9 protein-coding genes are annotated in these 12,242 nt (G+C 68.5%); 5 read left to right on the top strand and 4 right to left on the bottom strand.

Annotation, left to right across the window (positions count from 1 at the left end; all coding sequences use genetic code 11):
- The first annotated feature begins 161 nt into the window (after nt 1-161).
- The 4 genes from G524_RS0114300 to G524_RS0114285 all read left to right on the top strand — a co-directional run bounded on the left by G524_RS0114300 (nt 162) and on the right by G524_RS0114285 (nt 5,652).
- Nucleotides 162-2,624 (top strand): TonB-dependent receptor domain-containing protein, encoded by a 2,463-nt coding sequence (locus G524_RS0114300; RefSeq protein WP_027444302.1) that lies wholly within the window; start codon nt 162-164, stop codon nt 2,622-2,624.
- A gap of 97 nt (nt 2,625-2,721) precedes the next feature.
- Nucleotides 2,722-3,807 carry a glycoside hydrolase family 68 protein gene (locus tag G524_RS0114295; RefSeq protein ID WP_027444301.1) on the top strand — a complete coding sequence of 362 codons (1,086 nt, stop codon included), beginning with the start codon at nt 2,722-2,724 and terminating at the stop codon, nt 3,805-3,807.
- Entirely contained in the window at nt 3,807-4,670 is an 864-nt protein-coding gene (locus G524_RS0114290; protein ID WP_027444300.1) for an ROK family protein, read from the top strand. The genes G524_RS0114295 and G524_RS0114290 overlap by 1 nt, the downstream gene beginning before the upstream one ends.
- Nucleotides 4,671-4,722: 52 nt before the next feature.
- A complete protein-coding gene (locus tag G524_RS0114285) occupies nt 4,723-5,652 on the top strand; it encodes an alpha/beta hydrolase (RefSeq protein ID WP_027444299.1) in 930 nt (309 codons plus the stop codon).
- A 27-nt stretch (nt 5,653-5,679) separates the two neighbouring features.
- Here G524_RS0114285 and eda read toward each other — a convergent pair whose 3' ends face one another.
- From eda to G524_RS0114265, 4 genes are all read right to left on the bottom strand, one after another.
- A complete protein-coding gene (gene eda, locus G524_RS0114280; RefSeq protein ID WP_027444298.1) occupies nt 5,680-6,288 on the bottom strand; it encodes a bifunctional 4-hydroxy-2-oxoglutarate aldolase/2-dehydro-3-deoxy-phosphogluconate aldolase in 609 nt (202 codons plus the stop codon).
- A gap of 3 nt (nt 6,289-6,291) precedes the next feature.
- Entirely contained in the window at nt 6,292-8,118 is a 1,827-nt protein-coding gene (gene edd, locus G524_RS0114275; RefSeq protein WP_027444297.1) for a phosphogluconate dehydratase, read from the bottom strand.
- 76 nt (nt 8,119-8,194) lie between these two features.
- Nucleotides 8,195-9,634, bottom strand: a complete 1,440-nt coding sequence (zwf, locus tag G524_RS0114270; RefSeq protein ID WP_027444296.1) for a glucose-6-phosphate dehydrogenase — start codon at nt 9,632-9,634, stop codon at nt 8,195-8,197.
- Between the two features lie 91 nt (nt 9,635-9,725).
- Entirely contained in the window at nt 9,726-11,030 is a 1,305-nt protein-coding gene (locus G524_RS0114265; RefSeq protein WP_027444295.1) for a sugar MFS transporter, read from the bottom strand.
- Between the two features lie 170 nt (nt 11,031-11,200).
- On the opposite strand from G524_RS0114265, the gene G524_RS0114260 reads away from it, so the two are divergent.
- Nucleotides 11,201-12,223, top strand: coding sequence for a LacI family DNA-binding transcriptional regulator (locus tag G524_RS0114260; RefSeq protein ID WP_027444294.1), 1,023 nt, complete (start codon nt 11,201-11,203; stop codon nt 12,221-12,223).
- Nucleotides 12,224-12,242 lie beyond the last annotated feature (19 nt).

Raw genomic sequence — 12,242 nt, 5'->3', positions numbered from 1 at the left:
CACGCGTGGCTGTGCCGCCTTTGCGGCGGTCTCCTGCCTTTGACGTGACATGTTTCAGGGCAAATTGCAAACGATTGCAGATTTTCGTTGCAATCGTTTGCAATCGCGCTAGCACGGGCCCGTCAGTGCCGCAGAAGCACGCAGGTGAGAGGAGAAAGGCCATGAAAATTCGTCACGCGCTCGGCGCGGGGGTGGCGCTGTGCACCCTTGCAAGCCCGCTCGCCGCCCAGGATGAGGCCAAGACCGCATCGGAGGGTGAGGGGAGCGAGATCATCGTCACCGCGGTCGCGCGCGGGCAAAACCGGCTCGAAAGCTCGGTTTCGGTCAGCACCATCGGCGCCGAGGTGATCACCAATCTTGCTGCCCCCTCATCGGCAGACCTCATCCGTCAGGTTCCTGGCATCCGCTCGGAAGCCTCGGGCGGCGAGGGCAATGCCAATATCGCGGTGCGCGGGATTCCGGTCTCCACCGGGGGCGCGCGCTATATCCAGCTTCAGGAAGACGGCCTGCCGATCCTCGAGTTCGGTGACATCATCTTCGGCAATGCCGACAATTTCCTGCGCGCCGACCGGTCGGTCGCCCGGGTGGAGGCGGTGCGCGGCGGTTCGGCCTCGACCTTCGCCTCGAACGCGCCGGGCGCGGTGATCAACTTCATCTCCAAGACCGGCCAGCAGGAAGGCGGGGCGATCCAGGGCACGATCGGGCTCGATTTCGAGACCTACCGGCTCGATTTCGATTACGGCGCCCCGCTTGCCGATGACCTTACTTTCCACATCGGCGGCTTCTACCGCACCGGCGAAGGCCCGCGCGACATTGGCTACAACGGCTATGACGGGGGGCAGATCAAGGCCAATATCACCAAGGCGTTCGATGGCGGCTATGTCCGCCTCTCGGCCAAGTATCTCGATGATCGCACCCCCACCATCCTGCCCCAGCCGGTGCGGGTGACGGGCACCAATGGCAACCCCGATTACCAGGCGATTGCCGGCTTCGATCCGCGCCGCGACAGCCTTTACAGCCCCTTCTTGGGGCCGGTGGTGACGCTCGATGGCAACAACAACCCGGCGCGCTATGATTTCCGTGATGGCCTTTCGGTGAGGAGCCTCGCCTTCGGGATCGAGAGCGAGATCGATGTCGGCGATGGTTGGCAGCTTACCAACCGCTTCCGCTTTGCCGACAATTCGGGCAGCTTCCTCTCGCCCTTCCCCGCCGGGGCGGGCGCGGCGCAGGATATTGCCAATGCCATCGGCGGGCCGGGCGCCAGCATCGTCTTTGCCAGCGGCCCCAATGCCGGGCAGGTGGCCAATCCGGCCACCATCGGCGGCAACGGGTTGCTCACCAACGTGGTGGTGTTCAACACCAGGCTCAACAGCCTCGACAACATCACCAATGATTTCCGGGTGGGCACAAGCTTCGACATTGGCGGCGGCACCGCCAATTTCACCGCCGGCTTTTACCTCTCGCGCCAGACCATCGACACCGATTGGCTGTGGACCAGCCATGTCCAGACGGTCGAGGGCGGCGGGCGCGCGGTGCTGGTGGATATCCGCAATGCCGGCGGAGCGCTGGTGACGCAGAACGGCGTGGTGGGCTATGGTGCCACCTTCTTCGGCAATTGCTGCCGGCGCAGCTATGAAGTCGATTATTCGACCTATGCGCCCTTTGCTTCGCTCTCGCTCGAACTTGGCCGGCTCACGCTCGATGCCTCGATCCGCTATGACTTCGGCGATGCCAGCGGCACCATTACCGGATCGGACAGCGGCTTTGGCGTGGGGGTGACAAGCTTCGACTTCGACAACAACGGCACCATCAGCCCGGCCGAGGCACAAACCAGCGTGCTGCCGCTGACGAACGCGCGCCCGGTCAATTACGAATATGACTACGTCAGCTTCTCGCTCGGCGCCAATTACCTTGTCAGCGATGATCTGGGCGTGTTCCTGCGCTATTCGCAGGGCGGGCGCCACACCGCCGACCGGTCGCTGTTCAGCCCGGCGGTAAGCACGCTCGATGGCAGCCTTCCGGGCGGTGATGCCGGGGTGATCGCGCGGGTCGATCAGCTCGAGGCCGGGCTCAAATACCGCTCCGGCCCGCTCTCGCTCTTTGCCACGGGCTTTTATGCCAAGACCAGCGAGACCAATGTCGATATCGCCCCGCTGGTGCTGTTCGACACCACCTACGAGGCCTATGGGCTCGAGCTTGAGGGCGCCTATCGCCTCGGCGGCTTCACCCTCTCGGCGGGCGCGACCTTCACCGATGCCGAGATCAAGGACGCGCTCGATGCCAGCGTGATCGGCAACACCCCGCGGCGCCAGGCCGATCTCATCTATCAGGCCACCGCCCAGTATGACAGCGACCTGTTCACTCTGGGGGCCAACATCGTTGGCACCACCGACAGCTTCACCCAGGACAGCAACCAGTTGAAGCTGCCGGCCTATGCGCAGGTCAACGCCTTCGTGGCGGTGCGGCCGGTCGAGCGGATCGAGATCGGCCTCAATGCCACCAACCTGTTCAACGCCACCGGCTTTACCGAGGCCGAGGAAGGCGCGATCCCGGCCAATGGCATCGTGCGCGCGCGCTCGATCGCCGGGCGCACGGTGATGGCATCCTTGCGGTTCGACTTCTAGGGCGCGCCGCAGCGATGCACCAAGGCTGGCCGCCGCACGCTCCCCTTGGCGGCGGCCAGTCGCTTTGCCTCAGCAGGAATTGGGATAGATTGCGGCGATGACGAGCGCCTGGAAAGCTGAGCACCTGCGCGACCTTGCGCCCGATGATACCCGGCTGATCCCCCCGGTGGCAGCGCCGGCGTCCGCGGGCCTCGATCCGGGGCGGGTCTATTGGGACATGTGGCCGCTCCAGGACGTGTGGGGCCAGCGCACCCGGCTTGCCGGGCGCGAGCTGTGGATGGCGCTGAGCGCGCCCGATAGGGGCGATCCGGCGCTGCGCCATTTCGAGGCGCGCATCCACTGGCTCGTGCGCGAGGAGGGCGCCTGGCGCGATCATGGCCCGGTGCTCCCGCGCTTCGATGTGCCCTATGAGCGCGAATGGGCTGGCTCGGCGCTGCTCGATGATGATGGGGTGACGCTGTTCTTCACCGCCGCCGGCAGCGCCGCGCGGGCCGGGGGCTATCAGCAGCAATTGTGGAGCGCGCGGGCGCGGATCGGCGCGGATGGCTGGCCGTGTGACTGGACGCCGCCCGAGCCAATCCTGGCTGATCCCGCCCCGCACTACATGGCCGCCGATGCGCACGAGGGCGCGCCCGGGCGGATCAAGGCGCTGCGCGATCCGGCGTGGTTTTGCGATCCGGCCGATGGCAGCGAATATCTCGCCTTCACCGCCTCGCTCGCCGGATCAAGGAGCGCCTTCAACGGCGCCTTCGGGCTGGCCCGGCGCACGGCCTCGGGCTGGGAGGCGCTGGCCCCCTGCTTTCATGCCGATGGGGTCAACAACGAGCTCGAACGCGCCCATCTCGTCTTTCACGCCGGGCGTTACTATGCCTTCTGGTCAACCCAGAGCGCGACCTTCGCGCCGGGACTGCGCCACGCGCCAACCGGGCTTTATGCCATGGTGGCCGAGAGCCTGGCCGGGCCCTGGCGCCCGGTCAATGGCAGCGCTCTGGTGCTCGCCAATCCGCCCGATCGCCCGCAGCAGACCTATAGCTGGCACGTCGATGCCAGCCTTGCCGTCTCGAGCTTTGTCGATGTGCTGCCCGACGGGCGCTTCGGCGGGGCGCCCGCGCCGCTCCTGCACCTCGTGCTTGAGGGCGACCGCGCCTTCCTGCGCGCGCCGGTGGCAGAGGAGCGCGCGTGATGCTGGGGGCGATTGAGGCCGGGGGCACCAAGTTCGTGCTCGCCGTGGGCCGTGCGCCTGACGATATCCTTGCGCGCCGCACCATCCCCACCCGCGATCCGGCGAGCACGCTGGCCGAAGCGGCAGAATGGCTTGCGGCGCAAGGGCCGCTCACCGCGCTCGGGATCGCGAGCTTCGGCCCGCTGGTGCTCGACCGCACCGCAGCCGATTGGGGCCGGCTCGGCAACACCCCCAAGCCCGGCTGGGCCGGGTGCGAAATCGCCGGCTTCTTTGCCGCGCGCCTTGGCGTGCCGATCGGGCTTGATACCGATGTCAATGCCGCGGCGCTGGCCGAATATGCCGCCGCGCCCAGGGCGCCGGCGGGGCTTGCCTATCTCACCATCGGCACCGGGATCGGCGGCGGGCTGGTGCTCGATGGCCGCGCCGTGCACGGCACCGCCCATCCCGAGTTCGGCCACATCTTCCCCCGCCGCCACCCCGATGACGGCGCCTTTGCCGGGGTCTGCCCCCATCACGGCGATTGCCTCGAAGGGCTGGCGAGCGGACCGGCGGTGAGCGCGCGCTGGGGCGCGCCACTGTCGCAGCTGCCCGCCGAGCACCCGGGCCACGAGATCATCGCCCACTATCTTGCCGAGGCCTGCCACGTGCTCTTTGCCAGCCTCGCGCTCGAGACCGTGGTGATCGGCGGCGGGGTGGCGCAGACCCCCGGGCTCATCGATCGGGTTGCGGCACGCGCCGCGGCGCGCGATGCGGGCTACCTGCCCGGCGCCGCGCGCCAGCGTATCATCGCGCCCCGGCTTGGGGCCAATGCCGGGATCGCCGGCGCGCTGATGCTCGCCGCCGCGGCCGCGCGCGGGGCTTGAGCCGGCGCGCGCCCCCCGCAATAAGGGCAAGGCCAAAGAGGGAGGGCTGCCGATGCTGCGTCTGATCGCCGCGCTGGTGCTGGGGTTGATGCTGCTCGGCGCTGGCGCAAGCCCCGCGCTTGCGGGCGCCGGCGCAGGGCAGGGCCGCTTCCTTCAATATCCGCGCATCGCCGCTGCGGGCCTGCCCGACCAGCGCCTCACCATCTGGCTGCCGCCGGGCTATGATGCTTCCGCGCGCCGCTACCCGGTGCTCTACATGCACGATGGCCACAACCTTTTCGATCCGGCCACGTCCAACTTCAACAAGGTCTGGGCGGCGGACAAGGCGATGCTGGCGGCGGTCGCCACCGGGCGGGTGGAGCCGCATATCATCATCGGCATCTGGGCGCCGGGGGCCGACCGCTATCGCCAATATCTCCCCCGCAGCGCCTATGAGGCCGCCCCGGCGCCGCTGCGCGCGCAGATGGACGCCGCCGCCGGGGGCGAGATCGTCTCCGATCGCTATCTCGCCTGGATCGCCGGGCCGCTCAAGAGCTGGGTCGATGACAATTTCCGCACCCGCCCGGGGCGCGCGGACACCGCGATCATCGGCTCCTCGATGGGCGGGCTGATGAGCTGCTATGCCTTTCTCGAGGCGCCGCACGTGTTCGGGCGGGCAGGGTGCGTCTCGTCGCACTGGCCCGCGGTCGACCCCCGCGCCGTGGCGGGCGAGGACGCGGCGCTCAAGGCGCTGTGGGACGCATGGTTTGCCGCCCGGCTCGGCCCGCCCGCGGGGCGGCGGCTGTGGATGGACCACGGCACCGCCACGCTCGACCAGTATTACGCGCCCTATCAGGAGGTGGTGGACGCGCGCCTTGCCGCAGCCGGCTGGCACAGGGGGCGCGACTGGGAAAGCCGCGTCTATCAAGGGGCCGAGCACGAGGAAAACGCCTGGGCGGCGCGCCTGCCCGAAATCTTCGCCTGGCTGCTGGCGAAGGACTGACAGCGCCTTCAGCCCCACCCGCGCCGCTCAGCGCAGCGCGCAGGCCGCGCGCGCCAGCCGCTCCACTTCTGCCCGGTCAGGCGCGCCCTTGGGCGCCACCCACGAGCCGCCGACGCACAACACCGGATCGCAGGCGAGCCATTCGGCGGCATTGTCCGGCCCGATCCCACCGGTGGGGCAGAAGCGCACGTTGCCGAAGGGCGCGGCCAGCGCCTTGAGCGCCGGAAGGCCTCCTGCGGCCATGGCAGGGAAGAACTTGAAGCGATCAAGCCCCATGTCGAGCCCGCGCATGATATCGCCCGCGGTGGCAACCCCGGGAAGAAAGGGCACGCCGCTCGCCAGCGCCGCCCGCCCGAGCGTCTCGGTAAGGCCGGGCGAGACGATGAACTGCGCCCCCGCCGCAAGCGCGGCGTCAAGATCGCGCGGGCCCGTCACCGTGCCTGCGCCGACGATCGCGCCCGCAACCTCGCGCATCAACCGGATCGCAGGCAGGGCCGCCGGGGTGCGCAGCGTCACCTCGAGCACCCGCAGCCCGCCTGCCACCAGCGCCTCGGCGAGCGGGACGGCGTGGGCCTCGTCCTCGATCACGATCACCGGGATCACCGGCGATGCGCGCATGATCGCGTCAATATCCATGGCTCACAGCCCCCCCATGGCGAGCATCGCGCTCGCCCCGGCCTCGGCCCCGTCGGCAAACCGGCGCAGCATGCCAAAGAGCTCGCGCCCCGTGCCCCATTCTTCCGCCGGATCGGGGGCGGGATCGCGCGAAGCAAGGTCTGCCGTGGTCGCCAGCGTGCCGGTGAGCGCGCAGACCTTGACCACATCGCCATCGCGCAGCCGCGCGAGCGGCCCGCCAACCCCACCTGCTCCGGCAAAGGCTTCGGGCGTGCAGTGGATCGCCGCGGGCACCTTGCCGCTTGCCCCCGACATGCGCCCGTCGGTCACCAGCGCCACCTTGAAGCCCCGGTCCTGGAGCACGCCCAGCGCCGGGGTGAGCTTGTGGAGTTCGGGCATCCCGTTGGCGCGCGGCCCCTGGAAGCGCACCACCACCACCACATCGCGGTCAAGCTCGCCGGCCTTGAAGGCGGCATTGACGCTGGCCTGATCGGCGAACACGCGGCACGGGGCCTCGATCGTCCAGCGCTCGCGCTCCACCGCCGAGGTCTTGAAGCAGGCCCGGCCGAGGTTACCGGTGAGCAGGCGCATCCCCCCATCGGGCTTGAACGGGCGCTCGACCGGGCGCAGCATGGTCTCATCCCCGCTTGGCCCGACCTCGCGCCACACCAGCGCCTCCTCATCCAGCCCCGGCTCGCGCGCATAGGCGGCAAAGCCGTGCGCGCTGACGGTGAGGATGTCGGGATGGGCAAGGCCCGCCTCGAGCAGTTCGCCGATGACATAGCCCATGCCGCCCGCGGCGTGGAACTGGTTCACATCGCCCGCACCATTGGGATAGACCTGCGCGATCAGCGGCACCGCGCTCGAAAGCTCGGAAAGATCGTCCCAGTCGATGATCACCCCCGCGGCGCGGGCCATGGCGGGCAGGTGGATGGCATGGTTGGTCGATCCCCCGGTGGCGAGCAGGCCGACCGCGGCATTGATGATCGCCTTTTCGTCCACCACCCGGCCCAAGGGGCGATAATCTGCGCCCTTGCGCCCGATCGCGGCGCAGCGGTGCACCGCCGCGCGGTCAAGCGCCTGGCGCAGCCGGGTGCCGGGCTGGATGAAGGCCGCGCCGGGCAGGTGCAGGCCCATCATCTCCATCATCATCTGGTTGGAATTGGCGGTGCCGAAGAAGGTGCAGGTGCCGGGCGAATGGTAGCTTGCCATCTCGCTCGCCAGCAGTTCGGCCCGCGTCGCCTTGCCCTCGGCATAGAGCTGGCGCACGCGCTGCTTTTCCTTGTTGGGGAGACCTGAGGGCATGGGGCCGGATGGCACGAAGATCACCGGCAGGTGGCCGAAGCGCAAGCTGCCCATCAGGAGGCCGGGCACGATCTTGTCGCAGATGCCGAGCATCAGCGCGCCGTCATACATGGCGTGCGAGAGCGCGACGGCGGTGGAAAGCGCGATCACGTCGCGGCTGAACAGCGACAGCTCCATGCCGGCTTCGCCCTGGGTCACCCCGTCGCACATCGCCGGGGTGCCGCCCGCCACCTGCGCGGTGGCGCCGACCTCGCGGGCATAGAGCTTGAGCCGCTCGGGATAGCGGTAATAGGGGGCGTGGGCCGAGAGCATGTCGTTATAGGCGGTGACGATGCCGATATTGGGGCCGCGCGCCGCCACCAGCGCGGCCTGATCCTCGGGCGTTCCGGCAAAGGCATGGGCAAGGTTGGAGCAGGAGACCGCGCTGCGATCCCCCATGCGATCGGCCTCGCGGGCGATGAGATCGAGATAGGCCGTGCGCGTGGGGCGCGATCTTTCGATCACCCGCCGGGTGACGCGGTGCAGGGTGTCGTTGAGAGTGCTCATGCCCAGTTACTCATGGCCAGTCATTGATGCCCAGTCACTCATGCCCAGTTACTCATGCCCAGTTACTCATGCCCAGTTACTCATGCCACGTCACGCCGTCGCGCTCGGCAAGCGCGATCGCCGCGCTCGGGCCCCAGGTGCCCGCGGGGTAGGGCTTGGGCTTCAATCCTTCCTCGGCCCATTGCTGGCGGATCGCATCGATCCATTCCCACTGGGCTTCGACCTCGTCGCGGCGCACGAACAGGGTCTGGTCGCCCTCGATGAGATCGAGCAGCAGGCGTTCATAGGCGATGCGCCTGACCGCGCCGGTGAAGGCATCGGGCATGGCGATGTTGAGCGGCACCTGGCGCAGGCGGATGCCCTCGCGGTCAAGCCCCGGCACCTTGGCCATCAGCGAGAGGGTGATGTTCTCCTCGGGCTGGATGCCGATGACGAGGCGGTTGGGCTGCATGGTGGCGCCCTTCCCGGCGAAGATCGAATGGGGCACGCAGGCGAACTGGATGATGATCTCGGTCACGCGCTTGGGCAGGCGTTTCCCGGTTCTGAGGTAAAAGGGCACGCCCTTCCAGCGCCAGTTGTCGACATGGGCCTTGATCGCGACGAAGGTCTCGGTTTCGGAAGGCTTGCCCAGCTCCTCGTCATAGCCCGGCACCGGGGAGCCGTTGATGGCGCCGGCGCGGTATTGCCCGGTCACGGTCTCGCCCGCGCCCACGCGCCGCAGGGCGCGCAGCACCTTGACCTTCTCGTCGCGCACCGCGGTGGCATCGAAATGCGCGGGCGGCTCCATCGCCACGAGGGCAAGCAGCTGGAGCATGTGGTTCTGCACCATGTCGCGCAAGGCCCCGGCATCATCGTAGAAGGCGACGCGCCCCTCGAGCCCCACGGTCTCGGCCACGGTGATCTGGACGTGGTCGATATGCGCCGCGTTCCACAGCGGCTCGAACATCAGGTTGGCAAAGCGCAAGGCGAGGAGGTTCTGCACCGTCTCCTTGCCGAGATAGTGATCGATGCGGAAGATGCGGCTCTCGGGGAAGGCCCCGGCCACGGCATCATTGATCGCCCGGCTCGAGGCCAGATCGCTGCCGAGCGGCTTTTCCAGGCACATGCGCACGCTCTCGCCGGTGAGCCCGGCGGCGGCGAGGCCGGCGATGGTGGGGCCGAACAGGCTGGGCGCGGTGGAAAGGAAGATGGCAAGGCCGCGGCCCGGCTTGCCGACCTTGCGGGCAAGCTCGTCATAGCCTTCGCGCTTGGTGGCATCGAGCGTCTGGTAGGAGAGGCGGTTGAGGAACCCCGCCATCTGCCCGCGGCGCTCGGCGGGCAGGAACTTCTCCAGCGCCGCACGTGCGAAGTTCCGGAATTCGCTGTCAGACAGGCTGCTGCGCGCGGTGCCGATGATCTTGAGGTCGCTTGCCAGCAGCCTGTCGGCATCGAGCGCAAACAGGCTCGGCAGCAGCATGCGCTGGGCAAGGTCGCCGGTGGCGCCGAACAGCAGCAGGCGATCAGCGGTGAAGCTCATGACAGCGGCCTTTCCCTCGTGCGCCCTACCTAGGCGCGCACGGGATCATCCGCCAGAGGGCGCATACTTATTCAGATAGGGCGCTTGCCTGTCACGCCTCTGCGGCAGGCCGGCGGGCGAAGATGCCGAAGCCGGCGATGATCGCATAGCAGGCCGCGGGCAGCACCAGCGCAAAGGCAAGGCTGGTTGCGTCCGCGAGCGCGCCGAACATGGGCGGGATGATCGCCCCGCCGCAAATGGCAACGTTGATGATCCCCGATCCATCCGCCGCCCGCGGTCCCAGCTTCTCGCAGGCAAGGCTGAAGATCGTCGGGAACATGATCGCGTTCATCAGCCCCACGGCGAGCAGGCTGTAGCCCGCAAGCGCCCCGGTGGCATTGGCCGAGATCGCAAGGAGGCAGATCGCCCCCGTGGCCACGCTGGCAAGCGCGAGGCCGGGGCTGACCAGGCGCAGCACCGCCGAGCCGATGAAGCGCCCGATGAGCGCCCCGCCCCAGTAGAGCGAGATGAGCTTGCCCGCTTCCTGTTCAGGCAGGCCCAGCACCTGCGGCTGCATCAGGTAATTGACGATGAAGCTGCCGATCGCGACCTCGGCCCCGACATAGAGGAAGATCGAGGCCGCGCCATAGCCGAAGCGCGGGCGCTTGAGCAGCGCGAGGCCCTCGGCGAGGCTGGTGTGCTCGTGCCGCTCGCCCTTGAGTCGGTTGCGGAACAGCCACACCACGCCCGCCACCACCGCCAGCGCCGCGGCGAGGCCGAGATAGCCCTTGACGATCGCCTGGCTCTCGGCGGTGCGATAGGCGGCAAGCTCCGCCCCCGAAAGCTCCGCCGCGCTCACCGTGGCAAGGCTGCCGAGGATGAGGATCGCCCCGAAATATGGAAAGACCGTGGTGCCGAGCGAATTGAAGGCTTGCGCAAAGGTCAGCCGGCTGTGGGTGGTGCGTTCCGGCCCCAGGAGGCTGATCAGTGGGTTGGCGACGATCTGCACCAGCACCACCCCGGTGGCGAGGATGAAATAGGCAAACAGGAACATCGGGAAGGCCGCGGTTTGGCTTGCCGGGATGAACAGCAGGCAGCCCGCCATCATCGTCAGCAGCCCGGCCACCGCGCCGCGCATGTAGCCCAGCCGCTTCACCAGCCGCGCACCCGGGATGCCGACGACGGCATAGGCGATGAAGAACCAGAACTGCACCAGGCTCGCCTCGAAGAAGCTGAGCGTGAAGAGCTCTTTCAGCTTGGGGATGATCACATCGTTGAGGCTGGTGATCCCGCCGAAGATGAAGAACAGCGCAAAGACGAAATAGTTGAGACCCGGGGCATCGACCTGCCCCGCTTGCGCCTCGTATGCGCTTGTCCCTGCGGCCGAAGCCGCGCCTGCACCCGGTGCCAATGCCATTGCTGCTCTCTCTCCCCTTGTCGCGCCCTGTGTCGCGATTTGTGTTGCGAACGTTCACAACGTTGCGCGCGCCTGTCAACCTGCAAGAGCCGCGCGGTGATTTCCAGAGGGAATAGGAATGCAAGCCTCGCGCTTGCGCGCGGAGTGACTTGCGCCCTAGAGAAGCGGGCATGAGCGGGGGTCAAAAGCGGCGACCGACATCCTTCGATGTGGCGGAACTGGCAGGCGTCAGCCAGCCGACCGTCAGCCGCGCCCTGTCGGGCTCGCCCGCGATCGCCGAGGCAACCAGGCGCAAGGTGATCGCCGCGGCAGAGGCGCTGGGCTATTTCGTCGATGAACGCGCCGCGCGCCTCAGGCGCGGCTCCACCGGCACACTCGCGGTGGTGGTGATCTGCCGCGAGGATGACAGCGCCGCCACCATCAATCCCTTTGCCTATGCCCTGCTCGGCAGCGTGTGCGTTGCCGCCTCGCAACGCGGGCTGGAGACGCTGGTGAGCTTCCAGGCCCGCGGCGAGGCCTTCTTCGGCCACTACCAGGAACAGGGCCGCGCCGATGGGCTGATCGTGATCGGCACCACCACCAACGAGGCCGCCTGGGAATATTTCCGCGCGATCGAGGGGCCGGACCGGCGGGTGGCCTATTGGGGCTCGCCCTTCGACGATCTCGATTGGGTACGTTCGGACAACCACGCCGCCGGGCACCTCGCGGTCGAGCACCTGCTCGCCCAGGGCTACCGCCGCCCCTGCTTTCTCGGCGCTCTCAATACCCCTCAGGTGCAGTTCACCGAGCGCTATGAAGGCTATGCCGCGGCGATGCGCGAGGCCGGGCTCGAGCCGTGCCTTGCGCCCACGGTCAAGGCGGCGAGCCGCGAGGAGGAAGGCCGCCGCGCCGCGCGCCGACTGATCGAGCGCGGCGAGGAGGTCGATGCCGTCTTTGCCGCCTGCGATGCCATGGCGCTGGGGGCGATGGAGGCCTTTGCCGATGCTGATATTGCGGTGCCGCATCAGATCGGGGTGATGGGGTTTGACGATCTTCTCGCCGGGCGCTTCAGCCGCCCGAGCCTCACCAGCATCGCCCCCGATCCGGCCGAGGCCGGCGCGGCGCTGGTCGAGGCGGTGCTCGACCAGGCCGGCACCAAGGCGCGCCGCCGGGTGCCGGTGCGGCTGATCGCCCGGGGCAGCACCGCGCGCTGATCCGTCCCCCCTCAAGCGG

It is taken from the genome of Erythrobacter cryptus DSM 12079 (assembly GCF_000422985.1).
Lineage (GTDB): Bacteria > Pseudomonadota > Alphaproteobacteria > Sphingomonadales > Sphingomonadaceae > Erythrobacter > Erythrobacter cryptus.
Note: the sequence above shows the minus strand (reverse complement) of the source record. Positions and strands in the feature narration are given on the sequence as shown.

Excerpts from the sequence above, each read along its gene's own strand:
- G524_RS0114260 (WP_027444294.1), top strand. The coding sequence starts at position 11,201 with ATGAGCGGGGGTCAAAAGCGGCGACCGACATCCTTCGATGTGGCGGAA.
- G524_RS0114300 (WP_027444302.1), top strand. The coding sequence starts at position 162 with ATGAAAATTCGTCACGCGCTCGGCGCGGGGGTGGCGCTGTGCACCCTT.
- eda (WP_027444298.1), bottom strand. The coding sequence starts at position 6,288 with ATGGATATTGACGCGATCATGCGCGCATCGCCGGTGATCCCGGTGATC.
- G524_RS0114285 (WP_027444299.1), top strand. The coding sequence starts at position 4,723 with ATGCTGCGTCTGATCGCCGCGCTGGTGCTGGGGTTGATGCTGCTCGGC.
- G524_RS0114290 (WP_027444300.1), top strand. The coding sequence starts at position 3,807 with ATGCTGGGGGCGATTGAGGCCGGGGGCACCAAGTTCGTGCTCGCCGTG.
- zwf (WP_027444296.1), bottom strand. The coding sequence starts at position 9,634 with ATGAGCTTCACCGCTGATCGCCTGCTGCTGTTCGGCGCCACCGGCGAC.
- G524_RS0114295 (WP_027444301.1), top strand. The coding sequence starts at position 2,722 with ATGACGAGCGCCTGGAAAGCTGAGCACCTGCGCGACCTTGCGCCCGAT.
- edd (WP_027444297.1), bottom strand. The coding sequence starts at position 8,118 with ATGAGCACTCTCAACGACACCCTGCACCGCGTCACCCGGCGGGTGATC.
- G524_RS0114265 (WP_027444295.1), bottom strand. The coding sequence starts at position 11,030 with ATGGCATTGGCACCGGGTGCAGGCGCGGCTTCGGCCGCAGGGACAAGC.